Source organism: Enterobacter cloacae complex sp. 397G4, assembly GCF_050031515.1.
Taxonomy (GTDB): domain Bacteria; phylum Pseudomonadota; class Gammaproteobacteria; order Enterobacterales; family Enterobacteriaceae; genus Enterobacter; species Enterobacter hormaechei_C.
The window spans coordinates 1,307,303-1,328,822 of sequence record NZ_JBLGWE010000001.1 but is presented as its reverse complement, the minus strand read 5'-3'; the positions used below and the strand labels follow the sequence as shown (position 1 = coordinate 1,328,822).

Here is a 21,520-nt window from a genome sequence, read left to right as displayed (position 1 = left end):
ATCGGTCTACCATTTCCATGGGCGCACATGCTAACATAGCCAAATAAGATAGATAACGATAATTACTATCATTATCACATCATGGACGTTGCTATGTCGTTTTCCTCTTCCGCGGTGCGCGCCGTAGCCGTGCCCGTTTTATTGCTGCTGTTGATCCTTGCGATTGCACTCAGTTTGCTGGTTGGCGCGAAGCCGCTGCCCGCGTCCGTTATTGTCGATGCGCTCTCCGGTACCTGTCAGAGCGCCGACTGCATTATCGTGCTCGACGCCCGCCTGCCCCGCACCCTTGCCGGCCTGCTGGCCGGTGGCGCACTCGGGCTTGCCGGTGCCCTGATGCAAACCCTCACCCGCAACCCGCTGGCGGACCCTGGCATTCTCGGCGTGAACTCTGGTGCCAGTTTCGCCATTGTGCTCGGCGCGGCGCTGTTTGGTTTCACCTCTCCGTCTGAACAGCTGGTGATGGCCTTCTGCGGCGCGCTGGCCGCCTCGCTGGTGGTGGCCTTTACCGGCAGCCAGGGCGGCGGACAGCTCAGCCCGGTACGTCTGACACTGGCGGGCGTGGCGCTCGCGGCGGTGCTGGAAGGCTTATCGAACGGCATCGCCCTGCTCAACCCGGACGTGTATGACCAGCTGCGCTTCTGGCAGGCCGGTTCGCTGGATATCCGTACCCTTGATACCCTGAAAGTGGTGGCATTCCCGGTGTTTATCTCTGCCGCCGTAGCGCTGTGTTTAAGCCGGGCGCTCAACAGCCTGAGCCTCGGCAGCGACACCGCGACCGCCCTCGGCAACCGCGTGGCGCGCACGCAGCTGACGGGCCTGCTTGTCATCACCGTGCTGTGCGGCAGCGCGACCGCCGTCGTCGGGCCGATTGCCTTCATCGGCCTGATGATGCCGCACATGGCGCGCTGGCTGGTGGGGGCGGATCACCGCTGGTCGCTGCCGGTCACGCTGCTGGCGACCCCTGCCCTGCTGCTGTTTGCCGACGTACTGGGCCGCCTGCTGGTGCCGGGTGAATTGCGCGTCTCGGTGGTCAGCGCCTTTATCGGCGCGCCGGTGCTGATCTTCCTGGTACGACGCAGACGCGGGGGTGGCGCATGATGGCCCCGTCCCGTCGATTACTCACCAGCGTCGCCCTGCTGGTCGTCGCCAGTCTGCTGCTGGCGGTCTGGAGCCTGCAAAGCGGTGCCGTAACGCTTGATTTCGCGCAGGTCTTTCACGCTCTCACTGGCAGCGCGCCGCGTAACATCACCATGGTGGTCACCGAATGGCGACTGCCGCGCGTGGCGATGGCGATCCTGGTTGGCGCGGCGCTCGGCGTCAGCGGCGCAATATTCCAGTCGCTGATGCGTAACCCCCTCGGCAGCCCGGACGTGATGGGCCTGAATACTGGCGCGTGGAGCGGCGTGCTGGTGGCGATGGTGCTGTTCGGGCAGCATCTCATGGCCATTACCTTTACGGCGATGGCGGGCGGCATTCTCACCTCCCTGCTTATCTGGGCCCTGGCCTGGCGCAACGGCATCGACACCTTCCGCCTGATCATCATCGGGATCGGCATCCGCGCGATGCTGATGGCGTTTAACACCTGGCTTCTGCTACAGGCGTCGCTGGAAACCGCACTCTCCGCCGGGCTGTGGTACGCCGGTTCCCTCAACGGTCTGACGTGGGGAAAAACCTGGCCCGCCGCGCCGCTGATTATCCTGATGTTTATTGGCGCGCTGCTGCTGGTCAGGCGCATGCGGCTGCTGGAGATGGGCGACGACAGCGCCTGCGCGCTGGGCGTGAGCGTAGAGCGCTCGCGCCTGATGCTGATGCTGGTGGCGGTCTTGCTGACCGCAGCGTCTACCGCCATCGCCGGGCCGATCTCGTTTATTGCCCTTGTCGCGCCGCATATCGCGCGGCGACTTAGCGGCACCGCGCGCTGGGGATTAACCCAGGCAGCGCTGTGCGGCGCAGTATTACTGCTGGCCGCCGATCTCTGCGCTCAGCGGCTGTTTACGCCTTATCAACTGCCGGTGGGCGTGGTGACCGTCAGCCTCGGCGGGATTTACCTCATCGTCTTGCTCGTTCAGGAGTCACGCAAGAAATGACAGATTCAACACCCCGCTTGCGCGGCGAAAACTTGACCCTCGGCTACGGTAAAAAAATCATTGCCCGGGACTTATCCGTTGCCATTCCGGACGGCCACTTCACCGCCATTATCGGGCCAAACGGCTGCGGCAAATCGACATTGCTGCGCACGCTGAGCCGCCTGATGTCGCCGGTCGAGGGCAGCGTGTTCCTCGACGGGGAGCAGATCCAGCGCTTCGCCAGCAAAGAGGTGGCGCGCCGAATTGGGCTGCTGGCGCAAAACGCCACCACGCCGGGGGATATCACGGTGCAGGAGCTGGTCTCGCGCGGACGCTATCCGCACCAGCCGCTGTTTACCCGCTGGCGCAAGGAGGACGACGAGGCCGTGAAGCGCGCGATGCAGGCGACGGGCATCACCGATCTGGCCCAGCAAAGCGTCGATACCCTCTCCGGCGGACAGCGCCAGCGCGCGTGGATCGCGATGGTGCTGGCGCAGGAGACCTCCATCATGCTGCTGGACGAGCCGACGACCTGGCTGGATATCAGCCATCAGATTGACCTGCTGGAGCTGCTGAGCGAACTGAACCGCACGCAGGGCTACACCCTGGCAGCGGTGCTGCACGATTTAAACCAGGCGTGCCGCTACGCTACGCATTTGATTGCGCTGCGCGACGGCGAGATTGTGGCGCAGGGCGCGCCGAAAGAGATTGTGACGCCGGATCTGATCGCGCGGATCTACGGCATGCGCTGCATGATTGTTGACGATCCGGTGGCGGGTACGCCGTTGGTGGTGCCGTTGGGTCGGCGGTAATTGCCGGGTGGCGGCTACGCCTTACCCGGCCTACATTCAGCTCCCGTAGGCCCGGTAAGCGCAGCGCCACCGGGCATTTGCACTATCCAAAAATTTCCTTCAGTACCGGCCCAATCTTTTCAAACGCCTGCGGTGAAATAATATCCACGTGGGCGCAGTCCTGGCTGTACACCTCCAGCTCATCCACCCACGGCGCCCACGCGGCCTGCGGATCCAGGGTTCGCGTTCGCTCGGCGACAAACAGCGTCGCTTTACCGTCAAACCGCGCGCTGTGTGCCGTGGTGAGCAGCCGCACCGCGTCCGCATAGTTGCCTTCAATGGCGTTAAACAACTCGCTGGAGCCCTGCCCCTGCTGGGCAGCGATAAACGCCTGGCGTTCGCGCTCAATTTCCGCCAGCACCTCCGGATCGAGGCCGTTGGCCTCTTTCTCCGCCCAGTTCTGGGTTTCCGGTGGCCAGGTATCCAGCAGGCCGAGGAACGCTACGTCTTCACCCTGCTCGCGCAGACGCGCCGCAATGCCCTGCGCCAGCGTGCCGCCGAGGGAATAGCCGAACAGATAATACGGCCCCTGCGGCTGTTGCTTACGCAACGTGTTCAGATGATGTTCGATCACCGCATCGAGATCCGCACACTGCTGCATCGGCCCCTCAGGCCGGGGAGACTGAATGCCGACGATTGACCAGCGCGGGCTGAGGTAGCGCGCCAGGACGCTAAACTGCCAGGCAAAGCCGGACGCCGGATGGAAGCAGAACAGCGTGGGGCCGTTGCTTTCACGCAGCGGGAGAACGGTTTCATACCCCAGACGCTGCGCCTGCTCGTCGCTCATCTGCGAGTCCAGCAGGGCGCTAAGCTTGCTCACCGTCGAGGCGACCATAATCTGCCCCGGCGTGACCTTGCGGCTGAACGCACGGCTGAGCTGAGCCGCAAGGCGCATCGCCAGCAGCGAGTGGCCGCCGAGGGCAAAGAAATCGGCCTCGATATCGTTCACCGCGCAGCCCAGCAGGGCAGAAAACGCCTGCGCCACGGTGACTTCAGTTTGCGTCTCGGGCGCGCGACCGGAAGTTTTGCTGGTCAGCTCCGGCAGCGGCAGCGCCTTGCGATCCAGCTTGCCGTTGGCGCTTAACGGCAGCGCGCTGATTTGCAGCAGCACCACCGGCACCATATGCGGCGGCAGCTGGGCTTTGAGTGAGGCAAGCAGCGCGTCGCGATCCAGCGGTAAGCCGGATTCAGAGACAACGTATCCCACCAGCTGGCGGGCATCGCCGCCCGTGGCAGCCGCCTGGTTGAACACGCAGGCGTGCGCCACCGCCTGGGCCACATCCGGCAGCGCGAGCATCGCCCGGTCGATTTCGCCCAGCTCAATGCGCTGGCCGCGGATTTTCAGCTGATCGTCGCTGCGGCCCAGATATTCCACCGCGCCGTTGTCCAGCCAGCGGGCAACGTCCCCGGTGCGGTACATTCGCTCGCCGGGGGCAAACGGATCGGCGATAAAGCGGCTGGCGGTAAGGTCGGGGCGTCCCAGATACCCCTGCGCCAGCTGAATGCCGGTGAGATACAGATCCCCCGCCACGCCGAACGGCACCGGGCGCATCATCGCGTCCAGAATGCGCAGCCCCGTATTCCACACCGGGAAGCCGATAGGCACGCTGTTGCCCTCCACCGCCGCCAGCTCGGGGCCGTACGCCGGATACCAGCTGACGTCCACCGCCGCTTCGGTCGGGCCATAGAGGTTGTGCAGCGGCGCATGGGTGAGCTGTTCCCACTCGCGACACAGCGCAGTCGGCAACGCCTCGCCGCTACAGAACACCTGCTTCAGCGTCCTGCAACAGTCGACGTTTTCCGGCGTCAGCGAGGCGACAAAGGCCGCCAGCATCGACGGCACGAAGTGGGTGGTGGTTACGCCATATTCTGCGAAGAAGCCCTGCATCGCCTGCGGATCGCGGTGCGCGTCCGGCTCGGCCATCACCAGCTTCGCCCCGGCGATAAACGGCCACCAGAACTCCCACACCGACACGTCAAAGCTGCACGGCGTTTTCTGCGCCACCACGTCATGCGCCGCCAGTGGATAATGATCCTGCATCCACTTCAGGCGGTTAACGATGGCGGTATGGCCGACCATCACCCCTTTTGGACGCCCCGTCGAACCGGAGGTAAAGATGATGTACGCGGTCTGCTCCGGCTTCGCCAGGCGCAGAGGTTCAGCATCGGTGACCGGTAATAGTGTGTTGTAACTAAAGGTGGCGATCGGCAGATCGTTAAAGCGCGGAAGCTGCTCGTCGGTGGTAATGAGCAGCGACGGCTTCGCGTCCTCCAGCATCATCCGCAGACGGTCATCCGGGTAACCGGTATCCAGCGGCAGCCAGGCGGCGCCTGCTTCAACAATCCCGTGCAGCGCCAGGGTCAGGAACACCGAGCGCGGGAGCGCCACCGCCACGCTGTCGCCCGGCTTCACGCCGCGCGCGCGCAGCAGGTTTGCCAGCGCGACCACCTGCTCGCGCATCTGGCGGTAGTTCAGTTCAGTATGGGCATCCGCCAGCGCGGGGGCGTCCGGCGTTTTGCTCGTCTGCTCCGCCACAAGATCCGCCAGCGTGGTGGACGGCAGCGCCAGCCCGGTATCGTTGATGCGCGCCAGCCGGGCGTATTCCTGCTCTGATACGGTTTCCACGTCGCCACAGCGCAGGTCCGGATTGGCGGCAAACTGCGTCAGCATTGCGTTCAGGCGCGCCGCGTGCCCCTTCAGCGTCGCCTCGTCGTAACGCTGCCCGTTGGCGAGGATCTCAATGCTCAGTCCGCCCTGATCGTCCGGGAACAGCGCCAGCTCCAGATCGTTCACCGGGCCGGTTGCCAGCGTGTGGGTAATGGCCTCCACGCCGTCGATATTCAGCTGATAATCGAACACCTTGACGTTCAGCACCGGACCAAAAAGGGCTTCGTCGCCTGCGGCACGTCCGCTGTCGCGCACGATCTGCTCGGCGTCGTAACGCTGATGGCGGCGCATCTTTTTCAGCTGGTTCGCCAGGCGCAGCGCCAGTTCCGGCAGGCTCTCCTGCGGGCGAATATTCACCGCCAGCGGCAGGACGTTGAGCACCGGTCCGGTCGCGGTCAGCGCGGCGGAGCCCATGCGGCGCATAAAGATAAACCCGGCGGCGTAGTCCAGCCGTCCGGTCAGGCGGCCCAGCCACAGCGCCACCAGCGCAAGGGCCAGATCGGTACGCTGCGCCTGGCCTGCCTTCTGTGCAAGCTGGCTGAACGCACGGCCGTCCATCGCAATTTTCAGGCGCAGGATATCGGTGGTGGCGGCGCGTCCCGGCAGCGGCGCGGAAGAGAGCGAGACCGGAGAAGGAAGCTGTTTGCGTTGTTCGGCCCAGAAAGCACCGTCGCGCTGATACGCCTCGCTGTCGCGATAGCGCTGATACTCCTCCACCACCTCGGCGAACGGGGTGAACGGCGAGGCCGGCGTGGATTCACCTTTCTGCCACGCAGCGTAAGTGGCGGCGATCTGACGGGTAATAGCCGGGAAGCTGAAGCCATCTACCACCAGATGATGATACCGCTGATACCAGTACCAGTGGCTTTCTCCCACCTGGATCAGCTGGTGAAACGCCAGCGGCTGACCGCTGTCGACGCGCAGGTTCTGGTTGAGATCGGCCTCCATCAGCGCCACGGCGGCGTCGTGGGAGTCAACGCGCACGATGGACGGCTCCGGCAGGAGCATGGCCTCATCGATCCACTGCCACACCTCACCGTTATCTTCGGCAAAACGCATCCGCAGGGTGTCGGCCTGCATCATGCCTTCAGCGATGGCTTTTGCCAGCAATGACGCATCGATAGCACCTTTCAGCTCGGTGTAGTGCGCGACGCTCCAGGCGTTTGGCAGGGAGGAAAGCTGCTCTGCCATCCAGATCCCCGGCTGGGCGGCGACAAGAGGGAGACGGTTCATGCGCGCTCCCCCGCAAAACATGACGGCTCAAGCGTCTGCCACTGTTCCGCCAGCCACTGCTGGCACGCCTCCTGAGATTGCGGTTCGCAGACCACGCGCCAGCCCGCGGGCAACTCGCACTGCTGCGGCCACAGGCTGTACTGCCCCTGGTCATTTTGCAAAATGGCGAACTGTCCCTGCGGATTATCGAAAGGATTGCTGAATTCCATACAGACTCCGTTATTGAATAAGCGGCTGCCAGAGGGTCATCAGCCCCTGCGTCAGCCCACCGCGCCAGCAAAGCGCATCGTGTCCGCCGTCAACCTGACGCCAGAAAACCGGTTGCTGAGTGTGTAGTTCGGCGAGGATCGCCTGGTTTGCGCGCAAAATAAGCGGCTCGTTGCGCCCGGCCTCAAGGACGATGCGCAGCCCGCGAGCGGTTTTGTCACCCGCTTTGAGTTGTTCGATGAGCAGCCCGTCCTGCTGCGCGCCGCGGTGCGGCCACCAGTAGGATCCGGACTGGCTGAGGATGCAGCCAAAACGCTGCGGCCAGTTGAGGCCCGCATAGAGGGAAGAGAGCCCGCCGAAGCTCTGACCCGCCACCACGGTATGGTCGGCGCGGTCGCTGAACGGGGCCATACTTTTCACCTGCGGGAGAAGTTCGTCCTGCACCGCCAGCCAGAAATCAGGGTTACACGGCAGCTCGCGGCTGCGGTGTGCGGTGTCAATCACGTCGATTAAGACATAGACCGCAGGCGGCAGTTTGCCTTCATGGGTGAGCGACGCCAGCGCAGGCCAGACGGGCATGCTTTCGGCCCAGAACTGCCCGTCGAGCAGCACCGCCAGCGGGCGCTCGGGGCTTTCATCCCCGGTGGTAAAAATCCACACGCGGCGACGGTTCTTCAGACGCGCGCTGTGCCACTCAATGCAGACAGGCTTTTTGTAAGGGGTATCGGGATGGTTCCAGCCGGGCTGTACGGGCGCCTCCGGCATCTCCAGCGCCGAGACGGCGTGCCCGCGCCCGCCGCGCCAGCTCTGGGCATTCAGCGGGTCGGACACCGCGTGCGGCAATAGTTTGCGCCAGCCTTCGCGCAGCGCCATGCGGTCCGGCTGATCGCCTTCAAACACTGCGCTGGCAAAATCGTTTTCATTGTCGGAGGGGATAAAACAGTAGCTGCCGCGCCATTCGGGGCTGAACTCGCCCTGCCACTGCCAGACGTCGGTATCCGGGATACGTTCAAGGGACTGCGGACGGGCATTTTGATGGTGATCGGTCACACCGGTGACGTAGAGCCAGACGCGTTTAACCGTCGACGTTTTCTGCGTTCCCGCCGGGTCCCGCCACCAGAATGTCACGCGATAGTTTTCCTGATGACGTTCCCGTTCCGGCCCGTCTTTCGCCTGCCACCACGCTTCACTTCCGGTTGTTAACGCCGTCACCCTTATAACCCCATGTTTAACAGTCTTTTTTGTTTCAGAGCAAATTTTATTGATAATATTATTGATAACTATTTGCATTTGCAATAGCGTAATGCCCGCGCTGTGGGAAGCGCGCTCATTAAATAACCATAAAAGCGGGACGTACAATGAATAAGAAGATTCACTCTCTGGCCTTGCTGGTCAATTTAGGGATTTATGGTGTCGCGCTGCCCGTCATGGCAGACGACAACACCGCCTCCGCGCAGCATGAAGACACCATGGTGATCACCGCCGCCGAGCAGAATTTGCAGGCGCCGGGCGTGTCGACCATCACCGCCGACGAGATCCGCAAAAACCCGCCCGCGCGCGACGTGGCGGAAATCATCCGCACCATGCCGGGCGTTAACCTGACCGGCAACTCCACCAGCGGCCAGCGCGGGAATAACCGTCAGATTGACATTCGCGGCATGGGCCCGGAAAACACCCTGATCCTGATCGACGGCAAGCCGGTCACCAGCCGCAACTCCATCCGTCTGGGCTGGCGCGGCGAGCGTGATACCCGCGGCGATACCGGCTGGGTCCCGCCGGAGATGATCGAGCGCATCGAAGTGATCCGTGGCCCGGCTGCTGCCCGCTACGGTAACGGTGCGGCGGGCGGCGTGGTGAACATCATCACCAAAAAATTTGACGACCAGTGGCACGGCTCCTGGAACACCTACCTGAATGCGCCAGAGCATAAAGACGAAGGTTCCACCAAACGCACTAACTTCAGCCTGAGCGGCCCGCTGGGCGGGGATTTCAGCTTCCGCATGTACGGTAACCTGGATAAAACCCAGGCCGACGCCTGGGACATTAACCAGGGCCATCAGTCTGACCGTACCGGCGCATATGCCGACACGCTGCCGGCAGGCCGTGAAGGGGTCGAGAATAAAGACATCAACGGCGTGGTGCGCTGGGACTTTGCGCCTATGCAGTCCCTGGAGTTTGAGGCGGGATACAGCCGCCAGAACAACCTTTACGCGGGCGATACCCAGAATACCAACAACGACAACAGCTCAAGCGGGCTGGTGAAGAAGAACTACGGTAAAGAGACTAACCGTATCTATCGTCAGAACTTCGCCGTGACCTGGAACGGCGGCTGGGATAACGGCATTACCACCAGCAACTGGGCGCAGTACGAGCACACCCGCAACTCTCGTCTGGGTGAAGGGCTGGCGGGCGGTCTGGAAGGCCTGTTCAACAGCAATAAATTCACCGATACCGACCTGGCCGACGTGATGCTGCACAGCGAAATCAACCTGCCGATTGATTTCATTGTGAACCAGAACCTGACGCTCGGCACCGAGTGGAACCAGCAGCGCATGAAGGACTCGACCTCCTTCACGCAAACCCAGCAGGGCGGCACCATTCCGGGCATGAGCGAAGACCGTAGCCCGTACACTTCAGCGGAGATCTTCTCCCTGTTTGCCGAAAACAACATGGAGTTGACCGACAGCACCATGCTGACCCCTGCCCTGCGCTTCGACCACCACACCATTGTGGGTAATAACTGGAGCCCGTCCCTGAACCTGTCGCAGGGTCTGGGGGATGACTTCACCCTGAAGATGGGCATCGCGCGCGCCTATAAAGCGCCAAGCCTGTACCAGACCAACCCGAACTACCTGCTGTACAGTAAAGGCCAGGGCTGCTACGCCAGTTCCGACGGCGTGGGCTGCTACATGATGGGTAACGACGATCTGAAAGCGGAAACCAGCATCAACAAAGAGATTGGCCTGGAGTGGAAACGCGACGGCTGGCTGGCGGGCGTGACCTGGTTCCGCAACGACTACCGCAACAAGATTGAAGCGGGCTACGCGCCGATTGGCCAGACGTCCACCGGCAAAGTCACCACCGATATCTACCAGTGGGAAAACGTGCCGAAGGCGGTAGTGGAAGGTCTGGAAGGTTCCCTGAACGTGCCGGTCAGCGATACCATCAACTGGACCAATAACATCACCTACATGCTGCAAAGCAAGAACAAGGAGACCGGCGATCGTCTGTCGATCATCCCGGAGTATACGCTGAACTCTACCCTGAGCTGGCAGGTACGTCAGGATGTCTCATTGCAGTCGACCTTCACCTGGTACGGCAAGCAGCAGCCGAAGAAGTACAACTACAAAGGTCAGCCGGTGACCGGGTCTGAAAAAGACGAAGTCAGCCCGTACAGCATCGTTGGCCTGAGCGCGACCTGGGACGTGACCAAAAACGTCAGCCTGACCGGCGGCGTGGACAACGTCTTCGACAAGCGCCAGTGGCGCGCCGGTAACGCCCAGACCACGGGTAATACCACGACGGGTGCGTATATGTACGGTGCGGGCGCGTATACGTATAATGAACCGGGCCGTACCTGGTATATGAGCGTGAATACGAGGTTCTGATAAAGGCAGTGACTTCCCCCTCTCCCCATGGGAGAGGGCCGGGGTGAGGGCATCAGGCCGCACAATACTGAAGGGAAAACCATGCACACAACCCACAGCACATTTTCTCTCGCCGGCCACACCCTCCACCGCATCACATTCGACCCCGCCACCTTTACCGACGCCGATCTCCTCTGGCTCCCCCATCACGCGCAGCTTGCTGACGCCGGACGCAAACGCAAGGCCGACCACCTGGCAGGACGCATCGCCGCCGCGCACGCCTTACCTGACCACACCATGCCCGCCATCGGCCCCAGCGGGGAACCGCTCTGGCCGCAAGGTATTTCCGGCAGCATCACCCACAGCGGCACGCAGGCGATAGCCGTCGTCACGCAATACCCGGCGCTTATCGGCATCGATTGTGAAACGATCCTCTTCGAAAACGAAGCCAGGGAAATCAAAGACGGCATTATTGATACGCAGGAAGAACCTGTGCTTTCCCGCCAGGGATACCCGTTCGCCCTCGCCCTGACGCTGGTCTTCAGCGCCAAAGAGAGCCTGTTTAAGGCCCTCTTTCCGCAGGTACAAGCCTGGATGGGTTTTGACAGCGCCCGCGTTACCATTCTCGACGATAAGACGCTCACGCTGGCGTTGACCCGTCAACTGGCAGGCTTTGAAGAAGGCACCGCCTTCCGCCTGCACTGGCAGCAGCACGGTGAACAGGTCATCACCCTGCTGTCACACGCTCCTGGCGACGAGCCTTCACGCTGGTCATCACAAACGTCACGATAAACACCATCGCGAACAGGACCACAATGGTCGGCGCAGGCGCGCTGTCGAGATAAAACGAGGCATAAACGCCGCTTACCGACACCAGCGCTGAAACGGCGACCGCCACCAGCAGCGCCATGTGAAAGCGTCGGGTAATCAACACCGCCACGGCGCCGGGCGCAATCAGCAGGGAAATCGACAGAATGATCCCCACCGCTTTCAGCGTCGCAACGATGGTCAGCGAAACCATGCACAGTAAGCCGTAGTGCAGCCAGCGGGTGCGCAGGCCACTCGCCTGCGCCTGCTGATAGTCAAAGCAGAACAGCAGAAAATCGCGCCACTTCAGGCCAATCACCAGCGCAATCAGCCCCGCGACGAGACCGCTTTGCAGAATGTCCATCCCGTTAATACCCAACATATCGCCGAACAGAATGTGGTCGAGATGCACCTCAGGTTTGACGGCGATATAGAGGATCAGCCCGGCGCCGAACATGCCGGAAAAGACGATCCCCATGACCGTATCCTGTTTGATGCGACTGTTATCCTTCAGATATCCGGTGGCGACCGCGCAGAAAAGACCGGCCACGAACGCGCCCAGCGCCAGCGGCAGGCCCATCATCCAGGCCAGCACGACGCCGGGAAACACCGCGTGGCTCATGGCGTCGCCCATCAGCGCCCAGCCTTTCAGCACCAGAAAAACCGACAGCAGCGCGCAGGGCACGGCCACCAGGAGTGAAATCAGCAGCGCGTTGTTCATAAACGCAAACTGGAACGGTTCGAGAAGCAGCGTCAGCATGGGTGTGCCTCCCGCGCCCGACGGCGGCTGGCAAGCAGCCCGTGCTTCGGCGCAAAGACGAACGCCAGCAGGAACAGCAGTGTCTGGGCCACGACGATAATGCCGCCGGTGGCGCCGTCCAGGTAATAGCTGGCCCACGCGCCGAGGAAGCTGGTGATGCTGCCAATGGCGACGGCAATCATCAGCAGGCGCGGGAAGCGGTCGGTCAGCAGCCACGCGGTCGCGCCGGGCGTGACCACCAGACAGATCACCAGAAATGCGCCGACGGTTTGCAGCGCCGCCACGGTAGAGACCGCCAGCAGCGTGAAGAAGAGAATTTTCAGGCGTTCAGGACGCAGGCCGATGGCGCGGGCGTGGTTCTCATCAAAAAAGGTCACCATCAGATCTTTCCATTTGAACAGCAGGATAACTATCGACACCACGCCGATAATCGCCAGCTGGACGATATCTTCCGGGGCGATAGCCAGAATATTGCCGAGGACGATGGTCTGAATGTTCACCGAGGTCGGGTTGAGCGAGACCATAAACAGCCCCAGCCCGAAAAACGAGGAGAAGATCAGCCCGATAATGGCGTCCTCCTTCAGGCGGCTGCGCTGGTTGAGAAACAGCATGCTGCCCGCCGCCAGCCCGCCCGATAAAAACGCCCCCAGCGAGAACGGCAGCCCGAGCATGTAGGCCCCCGCTACGCCCGGCACGATGGAGTGCGACAGCGCATCGCCGATCAGCGACCAGCCTTTGAGCATCAGATAGCAGGAGAGAAACGCGCATAGCCCGCCCACCATCGCCGAGACCCACATCGCGTTGAGCATGTACTCGTAGCCGAAGGGTTCGAGAAGCACGTTCATTTGGCCTCCTGACGGTGCGTGACGAAGGGGCGTTCGTCGTCGGTAATAATGCGATCTTCCGAGCCGCTGAGCACCACGTGGCGCAGCACGCCGCTAAAGGCGCGCTCGAGATTCTCGGCGGTAAAGGTGGTTTCCGTCGGGCCGCTCGCCAGCACGGTGCCTTTGACCATCACCGTGTAATCGCAGAATTCCGTGACCGAGCCCAGGTTATGGGTCGAGACCAGCATCGTTTTACCCTCGTCGCGCAGCTCCCGCAGCAGGCTGATGATCCTGGCTTCGGTTTTGACGTCCACGCCGGTAAACGGCTCGTCGAGCAGGATCACCTCGCCCTGCTGGGCAATCGCACGGGCCAGAAACACGCGCTTCTTCTGCCCGCCGGACAGCTCGCCAATCTGCCGATGGCGCAGCTCGAGCATATCTACACGCTTCAGGGCGTCGGTGACGATCTGCTTATCGCATTCTTTGGGACGACGCAGAAACCCCATATGCCCGTAGCGGCCCATCATCACCACGTCCTCGACGAGCACCGGAAACGACCAGTCGACCTCTTCCGACTGCGGCACGTAGGCGACCAGGTTCTGACGCAGCGCCCGGTGAGGCGGCAGCCCCAGAATGGAGATAGTGCCGCTCGCCGCCCGCACAAACCCCATCACCGCCTTAAACAGCGTGGACTTGCCGGAACCGTTCACCCCCACCAGGGCGGCAATCGATCCGCCCGGCACGCTGAACGATGCGTCGCGCAGCGCCGTGTGGCCGTTGCGGTAGGTCACGGTCACGTCGGTTACAACAATCCCCTTCTGCATGGTTACTCCTTCATCCCGTCGTGGATGCCCTGCACCAGCGTGCGGGTGGTGACGTTCAGCAGATCGATATAGGTCGGCACCGGGCCGTTTTCCGCGCTCAGAGAGTCGACGTACAGCACGCCGCCATAGTGGGCGCCGGTTTCACGCGCCACCTGACGGGCGGGCTTATCCGAGACCGTGCTTTCGCTAAACACCGCCGGAATGTGATGTTTTTTCACCAGATCGATAACCTTGCGCACCTGCTGGGGCGTGCCCTGCTGATCGGCGTTGATCGGCCACAGGTAAAGCTCCTTCAGGCCCAAATCCCGCGCCAGATAGGAGAACGCCCCTTCGCTGGTTACCATCCAGCGCTTGTCTTCCGGGATCTCCGCGACCTGCTTGCGCAGCGGTTCGAGAGTGGCGGTGATCTTCTGCTTGTAGGCTTCCGCATTGCGCTGGTAGGTCTGTGCGTTGGCCGGATCGTACTTCACCAGCGCGTCGCGGATGTTATCGACGTAAATCAGGGCGTTGTCCGGCGACATCCACGCGTGCGGATTGGGCTTGCCGTTATAGGGCCCTTCGCTGATGCCCATCGGGGTGATGCCTTTGGTGACAATCACCTCCGGCACGCCGTTCAGATGCTGATAAAAGCGCTGGAACCACAGCTCCAGATTCATGCCGTTCGCCAGGATCAGCTGTGCCTTCTGCGCGCGTTTGATATCGCCCGGGGTGGGCTGGTATTCGTGAATTTCCGCGCCCGGTTTGGTGATGGAGGTGACCTCTGCGGCATCCCCCGCCACGTTTTTCGCCATATCAGCGATAACGGTAAAAGTGGTGATGACCTGGAACTTTTCAGCCGCCAGCGCGCCGGTCGTGGTCGCAGTCATGAGCAGCGCGCCGAGCAACAGACGCTTCAATCCTTGCCGTGGATGCATCGCAGAAGTCTCCTGAGGTGATTAAATTCAAAGCAAAATTAGCCTGTGCTATAAGGTATAGCACAGGCTATGTTTAAATGAAAATAATTATCATTAAAGTTGTGTCAACCTGGACTATCAGGCGGAATTTTTAGGAAATGTGCTTTCTTTTTTCTCTCACGGTCAGGAGTATTATTTACGGCCAATACCCATGTTAACAAAAGGGAATTGACATGCCGGTTAATGAAAGAATTCACCCCACTTCGGGAACCCCGATTAATCCGGGCGGGATCCGACAGCTCACAATTGGTGAAATCGCCCTTGCGAAGACGCTTTACGGTTACAGCATCCGTTATCATCTGGTGTGGGTACACAGGGAAAGCTATCTTCCTTTTAATCTGCAACCCGTTGATGTGGCGATGAGTCCCAACGGGGAAATGTGGTTTAGAGAAGACACATATTCTCCGGATTTTTCATTAGAAAAATTGTTAGATAAAAAACACCTATTCATGCATGAAATGATGCATGTCTGGCAGGCCCAAAAAGGGATGTTTGTCAGAACAAGGGGATTATTCTCTGGTATTGCTGACTACACCTATAGCTTTGATAAAGCAGATCTATTGCATTACGGATTAGAACAGCAAGCATCGATCGTAAGTGACTACTGGTTATTACAATTTTATGGGTTTGAAAAATATACATTTCTGCCAAAATATCGAGATATTAATTCGAATGAACCCGTTTATTCTCTGCTGCAAAAATATAAAAATATTCTGAAAGGATTCCCAGGATGAAAACTATAACGCTCATCTCACCATTATGTATTCTCCTGACGGGGTGCCCTGGTTGCCCGCCGTTGTCTCATCCCAGAGCTACTTTTATTGATGGTAACCATGTTTGCTTTAGTATTGATAAAAAAGATGTCGTGAACTATTACACCATTGATTCCAGCAAAGGTCTCGACATTACTACCATCACACGTTCGGGAAGGAATAAAATCAGTTGGTCTTATCCTAACAGTTGCATAGATGTGAATTGGGAGTATGGCTATACGTATGTTATTAGCTATGGTTTAAATAATAAAAAATATCACCACGAATTTTTCATTGATAATGACGGACAGCTTACTAATTTAGGAGGATTATAATGTCATTACCCGCTTACTTATTTCTCTACGATGAAAACGGAATGCAGGTTCAGGGCGACTGTATGATGCCAGGCCGGGAAGGTGCTATCGAAATTATGAACAGCAGTTACGGCATAAAACAGGCAGTGGACAGCCATACCGGGAATATGACCGGAACACGGCAGCATAGTCCGGTTACCGTGCATAAGCAATTAGATAAAGTGAGCCCTTATCTTGCCGTTGCCGCCAGCGAGGGCAGACGGCTGCAAAAAGCCATTATCAAATATTATGAAATTGTTGAAGCGGGAGCAGAAAGAGAGATCTACACCATGACGCTTGATAGCGTGGTGATCTCATCTCTGGATTTCACGCACGTTTATTACCCAGGCAGCTCAGCCCCGAATATGCATGAAGTTGTTGGGCTTCGATTCCGGGGCATTCAGTGGAATTATGTGAAAGGTAATATTCTTTATGCCGATGCATGGATGAAACCAGCTCAGAAAGAGAAGAGTAACGCATAATTTACCTGCCTCATAAAGATCAATGTATGCTGCTGCTCAGAAACGGCGATCCTGGTATTCCCTGGATCGCCTGGTTAATCTTAAGCGCTACCCTTTTCGACTTTCGTTCACGGGCAAATCCCCCGTATCAATTAACGCTCCCGGAAACGTCTCCAGCCACTTCATCATCTTCAGTTTGTTGGTATACGTTGCACTGACGCCTTCCAGACAGCCCCACAGCTCACGGGAATTTTGCGGCGTGATCACAATACAATCCGGCATCACGCGGATCTTCACGGCTATTCCTGCTTTAAACCCTGCGCGGGTTAACCACGTGCCGGTTAACGGCAGATAGTTGCGCTCCATTCGAGTATAAAGTTCCACACAGGCGGAACCCGCCTCTCCTCTTTCATGCAGATACGCAGAGTGAACCGGCTCGTCATGCCACGCCCGGATGCGTTTTTTGCGTAGCTTCTCGCGATTTTCTTGCTGAATCTCTAAATCTGCATTTTCTGTTTGGGCAATAGCCCGCTCTGGCATAGAATTCTTCGCAGCCATAATCAACTCCGTGTTAGTTGTTTGTGGTTAGCGGTATGGGGGTGGTCGCACACCTTTGTACCGCGATTCCTTTTCTTACCTTTTTACCTATTCTTTCAAGATCTCAGTGCTGGCTTAACTGCCGCTATTATACTGCCATGGATAAATGTACAGGGGTCGAATATTAGGGAAATGCGAGGCGGCTCGAGTAAATGAAGAAAAATAAAATGGTGAATATAAAGAAAGGAAATATTGCCCTTCAGATCCAATGCTCATTAAACGCCTGATGGCGCTTCGCTTATCAGGCCTACGATAAACCGGTTTTGTAGGCCGGGTAAGGCATCGCCGCCACCCGGCATGGGGGCAGCGGCGCTGCCTTTGTAGGTTCTTCAGATCAAGCCTCAAACATCCGGGAACATCACGCTATTCCCCGGCGCTTCCCTGTGCAGATGGATAAAGTTCAGGTGCCGTTCATACTGATCCAGAATGTCCGTAATCACCTGCTCCTTGCTGTAATCCATCAAATCATTCCCCTGGCTGCCTTCCAGCAGGAAGGTCTCCAGCCGGTAGTAGGTCGACTTCCCGCTGCGCGCCCGGTAGGTGAACCCGGGCACCGAATACTGCTGCGGCCAGATCTGATAGACAAAGTTCTGCTCGTCGCCCATGTGCACCAGCAGATCCAGGTGCCCCAGATTTTCGCCCTCTTCCGGGGGCAGGTTTTTCAGCTCCACGTAGGCGCCACGCAGCTTCAGCTCCTGGGCCACCTCTTCCATCGCCGGGAAACAGACCGTCTCCATCATCTGGCTGGTGTAGCGCGTGCCGGGGTAGTTCATCAGACGCGAGAGACGTTTTTTCCAGCTCAGCCTGTCCTGCGCGCCCAGCGGACGCGGGGCGGTGTCGCGGCTGGCGCTGACGCGGCGGTAGTCTTCCACCTTAAGCGATTTATACAGCCCGGCCATCACGAAGAAGATCACGAAGCTGAACGGCAGGCCCATGATCACCGTGGTGTTCTGCAACGCCGAGATACCGTTGGTCATCAGCATGCCGAGCGTCAGCAGGCCGATGGCGACGGACCAGAAGATGCGCAGCCAGTTCGGCGCGTCGCTGTTAATGTCCTTGAGCTTCGAGGTGAAGTTCCCCAGCACCAGCGCGCCGGAGTCCGCCGAGGTGACGTAGAACAGCAGGCCGGTAATGGTCGCTACGGACGCGCTAAAGGTAAACGCCGGATACTGCGCCAGCAGGCTGTAGAAGCCGCGCTCCGGGTGCGCCATCGCTTCCTGGGCAAAAGTCGCATTGCCGTGGATGATCTCGTGCAGCGCGCTGTTGCCGAAAATCGACAGCCACAGCAGGGTAAAGGTGAACGGGATGATCAGCGTGCCCATCACGAACTGACGGATGGTGCGCCCACGCGAAATACGCGCCAGGAACAGGCCGACAAACGGCGACCACGCCACCCACCACGCCCAGAAGAAGAGCGTCCAGTTGTTCATCCACTCTGTCGGACGGTCAAAGGCGAAGCTGTTCAGCGTCATGCCCATAAAGCGGTTCACGTAATCACCCACGTTCAGCACTAAGGCATTGAGCAGGAACGAGGTGTCGCCCATAAACAGCACGAACAGGATCAGCCCCAGCGCCAGCGCGACGTTCAGCTCGGAGAGCACGCGAATCCCTTTATCCACGCCGGAGGTCACCGAGATGGTGGCGATAATCACCGACAGCGCAATCAGCGCCGCCTTCGCCGCCATCGAATCCGGGATGTCAAACAGCACGCTCAGCCCGTAGTTAAGCTGCACTACGCCAATTCCGAGCGTTGTCGCGATACCAAAGATGGTGCCGATTACCGCCGCGATGTCTACCGTGTGCCCAATAGGGCCGTTGATCTTTTTGCCGAAAATCGGGTACAGCGCGGAGCGGATAGTGAGAGGCAAATTATAACGATAGCTAAAGTATCCAAGCGCCATGCCCATCAGAGCGTACATCGACCAGCCGGTCAGACCGTAGTGGAAGAGCGTCCAGACCATCGCCTGGCGCGCGGCCTCCATCGTCTGCCCTGCCCCTTCCGGCGGCTGCATATACTGCGTGACCGGTTCCGCCACGGAGAAGAACATCAGGTCAATGCCGATGCCCGCGGCAAACAGCATCGCGGCCCAGCTCAGCAGGCTGAATTCGGGCTTGGACTGCTCAGGCCCGAGCTTCACCGAACCGAAGCGCGAGCAGGCAATGCAGACCACGAAGACAATATAGAGCGTCGCCGCCAGCAGATAGTACCAGCCGAAGGTCTTCGACACCCAGTTCAGGGTGCGCCCAATCCACTCGGCAGAAAAATCACGAAAGAAAATGGTCGTCAGGGAAAACAACAAAATCAGCCCGGCGGACGTATAAAAAACGACCGGGTTGATTTTGTCTTTTTCTCTGTCCTGTGAAAGGTCTGTCATCCAGTATCCCCACTGTTTTTGTAACTATTGAAATCCAAATCCGCAACAATTAAGACACATTTTATATTGAACGTCCAATCAAAAACCGCTTTAATAGTTAACCAACGCTGATGAATGGAGTGGCAAAAATGCCCAAAGTGGGGATGCAGCCGATCCGGCGCAGGCAGCTAATCGATGCCACGCTGGAAGCAATTAATGAAGTGGGAATGCATGACGCAACCATCGCGCAAATCGCCCGTCGGGCGGGCGTATCCACTGGGATCATCAGCCACTATTTCAAAGATAAAAACGGTCTGCTGGAAGCGACCATGCGTGACATCACCGGTCAGCTGCGCGACGCGGTATTAAGCCGTTTACGCGCCCTGCCGGACGGCAGCGCAGAGCAGCGATTGCAGGCGATTGTCGGCGGCAATTTTGATGAAACCCAGATCAGCGGCGCGGCGATGAAGGCCTGGCTGGCCTTCTGGGCCAGCAGCATGCATCAGCCGATGCTCTACCGTTTGCAGCAGGTCAGCAGCCGCCGATTGCTCTCTAACCTGGTGTACGAGTTCCGCCGCGAGCTGCCGCGTGAACAGGCTGAAGAGGCGGGCTACGGGCTCGCCGCACTGATTGACGGGCTGTGGCTGCGCGCTGCGCTCAGCGGCAAACCGCTGGATAAAACCCTGGCCCAGTCGCTCACCAGCCACTTTATCAGCCAGCATTTACCGACCGATTAACCGAGGAGAATTTATGTCCCGAATGGCAGAACAGCAGCTTTATATCAATGGTGGTTACACATCGGCCACCAGCGGTCGCACCTTCGAGACCATCAACCCGGCGAACGGTGAAGTTCTGGCAACCGTGCAGGCCGCCGGGCGCGAAGACGTGGACAGCGCCGTGGAAAGCGCACAGCGCGGGCAGAAGATCTGGGCGGCGATGACCGCCATGGAGCGCTCGCGCATTTTGCGCCGCGCCGTCGATATCCTGCGCGAGCGCAACGACGAGCTGGCAACGCTGGAAACCCTCGACACCGGTAAAGCGTATTCCGAAACCTCGACCGTCGACATCGTTACCGGCGCGGACGTGCTGGAGTACTACGCGGGGCTGATCCCGGCGCTGGAAGGCAGCCAGATCCCGCTGCGCGACACCTCGTTCGTCTACACCCGCCGCGAGCCGCTGGGCGTGGTGGCGGGCATCGGCGCGTGGAACTACCCGATCCAGATCGCCCTGTGGAAATCGGCCCCGGCGCTGGCGGCGGGCAACGCGATGATCTTCAAGCCGAGCGAAGTGACGCCGCTTACCGCCCTGAAACTGGCGGAGATCTACACCGAAGCAGGCGTGCCGGACGGCGTGTTTAACGTCCTGCCGGGCGTGGGCGCAGAGACCGGCCAGTTCCTGACCGAGCATCCGGGCATCGCCAAAGTCTCCTTCACCGGTGGCGTGGCCAGCGGCAAAAAGGTGATGGCGAACTCGGCGGCCTCGTCCCTGAAAGAGGTGACGATGGAGCTGGGCGGTAAATCTCCGCTGATAGTGTTTGACGACGCGGATCTGGATCTCGCGGCAGATATCGCCATGATGGCGAACTTCTTCAGCTCCGGTCAGGTGTGCACCAACGGCACCCGCGTGTTCGTGCCCGCGAAGGTCAAAGCCGCGTTTGAGCAAAAAATCGTTGAGCGCGTGGGCCGCATCCGCGCGGGCGACCTGTTCGATGAAAACACCAACTTTGGCCCGATGGTCAGCTTCCCGCACCGCGACAGCGTGCTGCGCTACATCGCCAAAGGCAAAGAGGAAGGCGCGCGCGTGCTGTGCGGCGGCGACGTGCTGAAGGGTGACGGCTTTGACAACGGCGCGTGGGTGGCCCCGACCGTGTTCACCGACTGCACCGACGAAATGACCATCGTGCGCGAAGAGATCTTCGGCCCGGTGATGTCCATTCTTACCTATGACACTGACGAAGAGGCCATTCGCCGCGCCAATGATACCGACTACGGTCTGGCGGCGGGCATCGTCACCGCCGATCTGAACCGCGCCCACGGCGCTATTCATCAGCTCGAAGCGGGCATCTGCTGGATCAACACCTGGGGTGAATCCGCCGCAGAGATGCCGGTTGGCGGCTACAAACACTCCGGCATTGGCCGTGAGAACGGCGTCATGACGCTTCAGAGTTACACCCAGGTGAAGTCCATCCAGGTTGAGATGGGTAAATTCCAGTCCATATTTTAA

19 protein-coding genes are annotated in these 21,520 nt (G+C 59.5%); 10 read left to right on the top strand and 9 right to left on the bottom strand.

Annotation, left to right across the window (positions count from 1 at the left end; translation table 11 throughout):
* Positions 1 to 93: 93 nt before the first annotated feature.
* From fepD to fepC, 3 genes are read left to right on the top strand one after another with little or no spacing between them, the layout of a single operon-like run.
* The gene (gene fepD / locus ACQG1Y_RS06285; RefSeq protein WP_017382515.1) at positions 94 to 1,098 is read left to right on the top strand and encodes a Fe(3+)-siderophore ABC transporter permease; all 1,005 of its coding nucleotides are present in this window, start codon (positions 94 to 96) and stop codon (positions 1,096 to 1,098) included.
* A complete protein-coding gene (gene fepG, locus ACQG1Y_RS06280) occupies positions 1,098 to 2,087 on the top strand; it encodes an iron-enterobactin ABC transporter permease (RefSeq protein ID WP_026094382.1) in 990 nt (329 codons plus the stop codon). Before fepD ends, fepG begins: the two co-directional genes overlap by 1 nt.
* A complete protein-coding gene (gene fepC / locus ACQG1Y_RS06275) occupies positions 2,084 to 2,878 on the top strand; it encodes an iron-enterobactin ABC transporter ATP-binding protein (protein ID WP_368740720.1) in 795 nt (264 codons plus the stop codon). The genes fepG and fepC overlap by 4 nt, the downstream gene beginning before the upstream one ends.
* Before the next feature lie 82 nt (positions 2,879 to 2,960).
* On the opposite strand, the gene entF is transcribed toward fepC, so the two are convergent.
* From entF to fes, 3 genes are read right to left on the bottom strand one after another with little or no spacing between them, the layout of a single operon-like run.
* Positions 2,961 to 6,818 (bottom strand): enterobactin non-ribosomal peptide synthetase EntF, encoded by a 3,858-nt coding sequence (gene entF / locus ACQG1Y_RS06270; RefSeq protein ID WP_368740721.1) that lies wholly within the window; start codon positions 6,816 to 6,818, stop codon positions 2,961 to 2,963.
* Positions 6,815 to 7,027: an MbtH family protein gene (locus ACQG1Y_RS06265; protein WP_015571182.1), complete on the bottom strand. Its 213-nt coding sequence runs from the start codon at positions 7,025 to 7,027 to the stop codon at positions 6,815 to 6,817. Before ACQG1Y_RS06265 ends, entF begins: the two co-directional genes overlap by 4 nt.
* Positions 7,028 to 7,037: 10 nt before the next feature.
* On the bottom strand, positions 7,038 to 8,237 hold the full coding sequence (gene fes, locus ACQG1Y_RS06260; RefSeq protein WP_032670401.1) for an enterochelin esterase: 1,200 nt from the start codon (positions 8,235 to 8,237) through the stop codon (positions 7,038 to 7,040).
* 146 nt (positions 8,238 to 8,383) lie between these two features.
* Here fes and ACQG1Y_RS06255 point away from each other — a divergent pair, with 146 nt between their 5' ends.
* Positions 8,384 to 10,633 carry a TonB-dependent siderophore receptor gene (locus tag ACQG1Y_RS06255; RefSeq protein WP_015571183.1) on the top strand — a complete coding sequence of 750 codons (2,250 nt, stop codon included), beginning with the start codon at positions 8,384 to 8,386 and terminating at the stop codon, positions 10,631 to 10,633.
* A gap of 81 nt (positions 10,634 to 10,714) precedes the next feature.
* Positions 10,715 to 11,404 (top strand): enterobactin synthase subunit EntD, encoded by a 690-nt coding sequence (gene entD, locus ACQG1Y_RS06250; protein WP_260673293.1) that lies wholly within the window; start codon positions 10,715 to 10,717, stop codon positions 11,402 to 11,404.
* Here the strand turns inward: entD and ACQG1Y_RS06245 are convergent.
* The 4 genes from ACQG1Y_RS06245 to sitA are packed head-to-tail and all read right to left on the bottom strand — an operon-like array spanning position 11,340 to position 14,741.
* Positions 11,340 to 12,179 (bottom strand): metal ABC transporter permease, encoded by an 840-nt coding sequence (locus tag ACQG1Y_RS06245; protein ID WP_368740722.1) that lies wholly within the window; start codon positions 12,177 to 12,179, stop codon positions 11,340 to 11,342. The two genes, entD and ACQG1Y_RS06245, sit on opposite strands and share 65 nt — an antisense overlap.
* Complete coding sequence (gene sitC / locus ACQG1Y_RS06240) at positions 12,173 to 13,024, bottom strand: iron/manganese ABC transporter permease subunit SitC (RefSeq protein ID WP_015571185.1); 852 nt, start codon at positions 13,022 to 13,024, stop codon at positions 12,173 to 12,175. The genes ACQG1Y_RS06245 and sitC overlap by 7 nt, the downstream gene beginning before the upstream one ends.
* Positions 13,021 to 13,827 carry an iron/manganese ABC transporter ATP-binding protein SitB gene (gene sitB, locus ACQG1Y_RS06235; RefSeq protein ID WP_032647626.1) on the bottom strand — a complete coding sequence of 269 codons (807 nt, stop codon included), beginning with the start codon at positions 13,825 to 13,827 and terminating at the stop codon, positions 13,021 to 13,023. The genes sitC and sitB overlap by 4 nt, the downstream gene beginning before the upstream one ends.
* Before the next feature lie 2 nt (positions 13,828 to 13,829).
* Positions 13,830 to 14,741 (bottom strand): iron/manganese ABC transporter substrate-binding protein SitA, encoded by a 912-nt coding sequence (gene sitA, locus ACQG1Y_RS06230; protein WP_047732852.1) that lies wholly within the window; start codon positions 14,739 to 14,741, stop codon positions 13,830 to 13,832.
* A 212-nt stretch (positions 14,742 to 14,953) separates the two neighbouring features.
* On the opposite strand from sitA, the gene ACQG1Y_RS06225 reads away from it, so the two are divergent.
* Genes ACQG1Y_RS06225 through ACQG1Y_RS06215 form a run of 3 tightly spaced genes read left to right on the top strand, consistent with a single transcriptional unit; the run spans position 14,954 to position 16,367 of the window.
* Positions 14,954 to 15,514 carry a hypothetical protein gene (locus ACQG1Y_RS06225; RefSeq protein WP_045339332.1) on the top strand — a complete coding sequence of 187 codons (561 nt, stop codon included), beginning with the start codon at positions 14,954 to 14,956 and terminating at the stop codon, positions 15,512 to 15,514.
* On the top strand, positions 15,511 to 15,867 hold the full coding sequence (locus tag ACQG1Y_RS06220; protein ID WP_368740723.1) for a putative T6SS immunity periplasmic lipoprotein: 357 nt from the start codon (positions 15,511 to 15,513) through the stop codon (positions 15,865 to 15,867). The genes ACQG1Y_RS06225 and ACQG1Y_RS06220 overlap by 4 nt, the downstream gene beginning before the upstream one ends.
* Entirely contained in the window at positions 15,867 to 16,367 is a 501-nt protein-coding gene (locus ACQG1Y_RS06215; RefSeq protein WP_368740724.1) for an Hcp family type VI secretion system effector, read from the top strand. The genes ACQG1Y_RS06220 and ACQG1Y_RS06215 overlap by 1 nt, the downstream gene beginning before the upstream one ends.
* Positions 16,368 to 16,454: 87 nt before the next feature.
* Here ACQG1Y_RS06215 and ACQG1Y_RS06210 read toward each other — a convergent pair whose 3' ends face one another.
* The gene (locus tag ACQG1Y_RS06210; protein WP_368740725.1) at positions 16,455 to 16,904 is read right to left on the bottom strand and encodes a SymE family type I addiction module toxin; all 450 of its coding nucleotides are present in this window, start codon (positions 16,902 to 16,904) and stop codon (positions 16,455 to 16,457) included.
* A gap of 380 nt (positions 16,905 to 17,284) precedes the next feature.
* Entirely contained in the window at positions 17,285 to 19,318 is a 2,034-nt protein-coding gene (betT, locus tag ACQG1Y_RS06205; RefSeq protein WP_023303253.1) for a choline BCCT transporter BetT, read from the bottom strand.
* A gap of 128 nt (positions 19,319 to 19,446) precedes the next feature.
* Here betT and betI point away from each other — a divergent pair, with 128 nt between their 5' ends.
* The gene (gene betI, locus ACQG1Y_RS06200; protein WP_017382531.1) at positions 19,447 to 20,034 is read left to right on the top strand and encodes a transcriptional regulator BetI; all 588 of its coding nucleotides are present in this window, start codon (positions 19,447 to 19,449) and stop codon (positions 20,032 to 20,034) included.
* Positions 20,035 to 20,047: 13 nt separating this feature from the next.
* Positions 20,048 to 21,520 carry a betaine-aldehyde dehydrogenase gene (gene betB / locus ACQG1Y_RS06195; RefSeq protein WP_368740726.1) on the top strand — a complete coding sequence of 491 codons (1,473 nt, stop codon included), beginning with the start codon at positions 20,048 to 20,050 and terminating at the stop codon, positions 21,518 to 21,520.

What these genes read in the sequence shown, in the direction of transcription:
- entF (WP_368740721.1), bottom strand. Translation starts at nt 6,818, where the DNA reads ATGAACCGTCTCCCTCTTGTCGCCGCCCAGCCGGGGATCTGGATGGCA.
- entD (WP_260673293.1), top strand. Translation starts at nt 10,715, where the DNA reads ATGCACACAACCCACAGCACATTTTCTCTCGCCGGCCACACCCTCCAC.
- betI (WP_017382531.1), top strand. Translation starts at nt 19,447, where the DNA reads ATGCCCAAAGTGGGGATGCAGCCGATCCGGCGCAGGCAGCTAATCGAT.
- sitB (WP_032647626.1), bottom strand. Translation starts at nt 13,827, where the DNA reads ATGCAGAAGGGGATTGTTGTAACCGACGTGACCGTGACCTACCGCAAC.
- ACQG1Y_RS06225 (WP_045339332.1), top strand. Translation starts at nt 14,954, where the DNA reads ATGCCGGTTAATGAAAGAATTCACCCCACTTCGGGAACCCCGATTAAT.
- ACQG1Y_RS06255 (WP_015571183.1), top strand. Translation starts at nt 8,384, where the DNA reads ATGAATAAGAAGATTCACTCTCTGGCCTTGCTGGTCAATTTAGGGATT.
- fepG (WP_026094382.1), top strand. Translation starts at nt 1,098, where the DNA reads ATGGCCCCGTCCCGTCGATTACTCACCAGCGTCGCCCTGCTGGTCGTC.
- betT (WP_023303253.1), bottom strand. Translation starts at nt 19,318, where the DNA reads ATGACAGACCTTTCACAGGACAGAGAAAAAGACAAAATCAACCCGGTC.
- ACQG1Y_RS06210 (WP_368740725.1), bottom strand. Translation starts at nt 16,904, where the DNA reads ATGGCTGCGAAGAATTCTATGCCAGAGCGGGCTATTGCCCAAACAGAA.
- ACQG1Y_RS06215 (WP_368740724.1), top strand. Translation starts at nt 15,867, where the DNA reads ATGTCATTACCCGCTTACTTATTTCTCTACGATGAAAACGGAATGCAG.
- sitC (WP_015571185.1), bottom strand. Translation starts at nt 13,024, where the DNA reads ATGAACGTGCTTCTCGAACCCTTCGGCTACGAGTACATGCTCAACGCG.
- fepD (WP_017382515.1), top strand. Translation starts at nt 94, where the DNA reads ATGTCGTTTTCCTCTTCCGCGGTGCGCGCCGTAGCCGTGCCCGTTTTA.
- ACQG1Y_RS06220 (WP_368740723.1), top strand. Translation starts at nt 15,511, where the DNA reads ATGAAAACTATAACGCTCATCTCACCATTATGTATTCTCCTGACGGGG.
- sitA (WP_047732852.1), bottom strand. Translation starts at nt 14,741, where the DNA reads ATGCATCCACGGCAAGGATTGAAGCGTCTGTTGCTCGGCGCGCTGCTC.
- ACQG1Y_RS06245 (WP_368740722.1), bottom strand. Translation starts at nt 12,179, where the DNA reads ATGCTGACGCTGCTTCTCGAACCGTTCCAGTTTGCGTTTATGAACAAC.
- betB (WP_368740726.1), top strand. Translation starts at nt 20,048, where the DNA reads ATGTCCCGAATGGCAGAACAGCAGCTTTATATCAATGGTGGTTACACA.
- fepC (WP_368740720.1), top strand. Translation starts at nt 2,084, where the DNA reads ATGACAGATTCAACACCCCGCTTGCGCGGCGAAAACTTGACCCTCGGC.
- ACQG1Y_RS06265 (WP_015571182.1), bottom strand. Translation starts at nt 7,027, where the DNA reads ATGGAATTCAGCAATCCTTTCGATAATCCGCAGGGACAGTTCGCCATT.